Annotated in this window: 2 protein-coding genes; both read left to right on the top strand. The window is 58.6% G+C overall.

Annotated elements, in window-relative coordinates; all coding sequences use genetic code 11:
• Positions 1-1,308 (top strand): primase-associated protein (locus C5B90_RS19745; RefSeq protein WP_115883618.1); only part of this gene is annotated, 1,308 nt, incomplete at its 5' end.
• A 541-nt stretch (positions 1,309-1,849) separates the two neighbouring features.
• Positions 1,850-2,290 carry a hypothetical protein gene (locus C5B90_RS19740; protein WP_115883617.1) on the top strand — a complete coding sequence of 147 codons (441 nt, stop codon included), beginning with the start codon at positions 1,850-1,852 and terminating at the stop codon, positions 2,288-2,290.
• The last annotated feature ends 21 nt before the right edge of the window (positions 2,291-2,311 follow it).

Genomic DNA, 2,311 nt, shown 5'->3' with positions numbered 1-2,311 from the left:
GAGCCGTTCGTTGACGAACCGGCGACACTCGCCGTACTTGCGACGTTGAGTGCGATCTGTGTGAAAGCACATCCGAAGTTTGAGCACGCGCCGCCCCGGAACATCCAGGTGCTCTACGACATCCGAGAGCTGTACGTCAATAACCTCGCATCACTCCTCCGAAACCACGGAGATGGCACGCTCCAGCAGGACATCGCCGAGGTGCTGTACAGTAAGGAACCCGGCGAGGATGGCCCGCACCCTGGCCGGGTCTGTACGGGCATCACAGAGATGCCGGAGTTCAGTGACGGTCTTTACCTGGAAGTCCCGATGGCCGCAGCGTCACGGAAATGCCTCGTTCGAGAGGACAAGTCGTCGACGGGGAGAAACGATAGTGGTGAGATACTGACGCGAGTGAAAGACAACAAGCTGTACGTTCCGGTCGGTGATTTCGACAGCAAGTATCGTGACTACGCAGAACGGGCATTCAAGAAGCTCCTACGGGTGCAAGAAGACGGGCTCTCCAACGACCAGTTGACGTGGCTGACCACGAACGAGTCAGCGATTACGGAGCGGATCGATCGCTTCCTCGAGACCGGCCACCACGAGCGTATCTGGCGGAACTGGGACCGTGGAGAACGGACGATTCGTGTCCTCCGACGGGCCCTGAGCGACGCCCCCGATGACGTGGCGCAAACGGGTGAGTTCCACACGGCGAAGGAACTCTATCGAACGGTTGCGGCGTACGATGCCGAGGATGACTGGGAATCCTCAGTAACAGACTGGATATCGAGTCCGAGCAGTCTCGCGAAGACGCTGGCCGACCACGAGTCCCACTCGGCCGTCACCATCGACCGCGACGGACGCGTCAATACGTACCGAATCGGACGAGCCGGAACCGGCGCCGAACAGATCGAGGTCCGGGAAATCGAGGACCTCTTTGAACTCCCTTGTATGGCGAATATGGAGGAACGGCTACACGAGAAGAAGCCCGTCCGGAAGGACCTCTACAACTTCGCGCGGATGGTGATGTGGCTACCGCAGTATCAGGACAGTAGCCTCGACGAGATTGTCGCGGATCTCAAGGACGTCTTCTCCCGGTGGCCGTGGTACGATGAGCAGGAGACCGAGTACCAGATTCGCTACGAATTTTCGAACACGATCGACGGCGACACGCCGTTGCCGATGAACTGCGATAACGACGATCTGCAGCGCTACTGCATCGGCCAAGACCAGTGTCCCTATTCGATCTGGGGCAGCCTCCCGTTCCCGGATGGGATGTACGAGCAAGTCGATGAGCAGTCCGCCGGCCCCGAAGGGCAGTTCTAAATCATAGACTTTTCTCAGATATTCGAGAGCTGTGTTGCAGACCAAAGACAGTCTCTTCAATACCCTCGTCGAGCAATTTTCAGCGGCTAACACAACCAGAATTGGGTGAATTGGGGTATTTCACGATCCGAAGTTCCGAGCCGGAAGACCTCAAGAGACTCAGAACAGGTGAAGCAGCGGCCCTAGTAAATCCTGATACGCACGATATTACCTCTATTACCCCTCCGTCGAGCAATTTTTGAAATCGGCGAGTCATCATCGAACCCGTCGAGGTGTTTTCTACGCCCTCAAATCGACCCGACGGGGTTCTCCTTCGATTTGAGGGCGTCATATCGTCTTGCATATCGCGAGTTTCGTCCAAAGAAAGAGGCGATATGTAGTGTGCGAAGGCCGCCGGCTCTCTCAGGCCAAGGGGCAATCACCTATAGATTGGATTCTGAAACATATCAGATGTAGCGCATAGGTTGAGCGGGTACGTTTCGGTGGTGTCTGTCGCCCCCGCGAGGGGGTGGCGGGGCGCATCACGTGCCCCCGATAGACGATGGCTTCAGAACCACACAACGAGACACAGGCAGCGGATCACGCAGGAACTACCACCGACAGTGAGGCGCCGTGGGCGGACCTCGAGATGACGGTTCCGACCGACCGGGATGACGCGTCGGTCGTCGCGCTCGTGGAGTGTGCCCTCGTCGAACTCACGCACGAGGCCGTGGGCGCCGTCTTCGTCTCCCGGCAGGTCGGACGGTCGACGCGAACGCAGTACGTCGCCGTCGACGACGTCGGCGACCAGTTTCAGAAGGGGCACTTCGACGACCGACTGGGCTGGCACGAGACCACCGTCCCTCGACGAACCGTTCGCGATGAGCTCATCACCCAGCTCACGCGGTCGGCATCGACGTCGGCGGAGCGGCCAGGTGATGAAGCAGCTAGGGAGCCAGACACGTTCGAGGTGAAGCCAGTTCAAGATCTCCGAACGCCGTAGGGGCCAGACTTAACCAATATC

Source organism: Haloferax sp. Atlit-12N, from assembly GCF_003383095.1.
GTDB lineage: Archaea > Halobacteriota > Halobacteria > Halobacteriales > Haloferacaceae > Haloferax.
This window is presented reverse-complemented; position numbering and strand designations above follow the sequence as displayed.

What these genes read in the sequence shown, in the direction of transcription:
- C5B90_RS19740 (WP_115883617.1), top strand. Translation starts at nt 1,850, where the DNA reads ATGGCTTCAGAACCACACAACGAGACACAGGCAGCGGATCACGCAGGA.